A 335-nucleotide genomic window follows, 5' to 3' on the forward strand; every position below is an offset into this window, starting at 1 on the left:
CCACTTCGTCCATGCGGCGCGCGGCACCGCCCTTCGCCCATTCTTGGTCCAGATTGATGCCTTTCTCGGCGTTCTCGATCGCGAATTCGCGCTCAATGATGGAGTTCTCAAGCGACGAAATGAGGGCCGAGGAGGGCGCTTTGTACTCGGAAAGCAGATCTCTCGACACCTCTGGCGGCAGCTTCCGCACGGCTTCGCGAACACCAGCACCATATGCAGCGAGCACTGGTAGCTTGCCAAGAATGATCTCGCGTTCTTGCGAGGGGAACATGGAAATTCCCATGCTCTTAAAATCCTGCGGCGTGGCCATCGGCACAACTCCTACGGTACAAAGT

Annotated in this window: 1 protein-coding gene; it reads right to left on the minus strand. The window is 57.3% G+C overall.

The genetic code is table 11. The features are described from left to right. The coding region (locus tag ACR6JA_RS22995) for a hypothetical protein (RefSeq protein ID WP_494599816.1) at positions 1 to 310 on the minus strand (310 nt) is incomplete at its 3' end. Positions 311 to 335 lie beyond the last annotated feature (25 nt).

It is taken from the genome of Cedecea sp. B1(4) (genome assembly GCF_059414925.1).